Genomic DNA, 808 nt, shown 5'->3' with positions numbered 1-808 from the left:
CTCAATGAACGAGCGACACCAGCTATGAAGAAGCAGGTGGACGCCAGTTCCTACACCACGCCCCGGGACACTACCAATTTATCCAGCTTCCCGATTGCGTTACGAACGGTTGTCCGTGCGGGAACGGGCAATGGCCTATACGGCCCTACGGCATCGTCCTGTGATTCATGCTCGGCACGTCGTCTGTCATTGAGCGCAAGAACGTCCGCCGTGATCCGTTCGTGAATCATCTTCATCGACGGAGCGGAACGGTGCAGATAGCCTTGAACGTTCCGCCACAGGATACAGCTTACTTCCGGGTCGAGGGCCGACCCCCGTCCGCCTCGTCGTTGAATGTTGTCGACGAGCGCCAGTTCCCCGCCGATGGCCTCCGCTTTTAGCCATTTCCGGATCGTGCGGGGACTCGGTGTCCAGCTGTTGTCGTAGGCCCTGTGCTTGTGCCCATGTTCGCGACTTGGATGTCGACCTTGATAGGCGCTCGCGCGGCCCTTGATCAGGTCGATGTTCGCTTCGATCGCCTCGTCCGTACGTTTCAGCTTGCCTTCGGCAAGCAACTCGTTTGCCGCACCGACGATCGCCGAACGAAAGGAGGTCCTCGCCGCCGTATTTTCATTGAGGTCGCTCAGCGCAATCCGCCGCCCATGCAGGCGGGCTTCCTGCTGCTCCGGGCGGTAATGGTCACGATCGACAACGAGGCGCTTGCGTGCGGCAAGGGAGCGAAGTTCCGCCATGCGGATAGTGTCCCACCCTGTGGTGTAGGAGGCCGCGCGCGGAGCCTTTGGCTCGGCGCAGCGTGCGGCCGGGCTGG

Annotated in this window: 1 pseudogene; it reads right to left on the bottom strand. The window is 61.5% G+C overall.

What is annotated here, in order from left to right:
* Nucleotides 1-50 precede the first annotated feature (50 nt).
* Nucleotides 51-808, bottom strand: a pseudogene (locus Q1A87_RS23565) (hypothetical protein); the annotation flags it as partial.

This window comes from uncultured Jannaschia sp., assembly GCF_947494055.1.
Classification (GTDB): Bacteria; Pseudomonadota; Alphaproteobacteria; order Rhodobacterales; family Rhodobacteraceae; genus Jannaschia.
The sequence above is the reverse complement of the archived record's forward strand: the minus strand, read 5'-3'. Positions and strand labels throughout refer to the sequence as shown.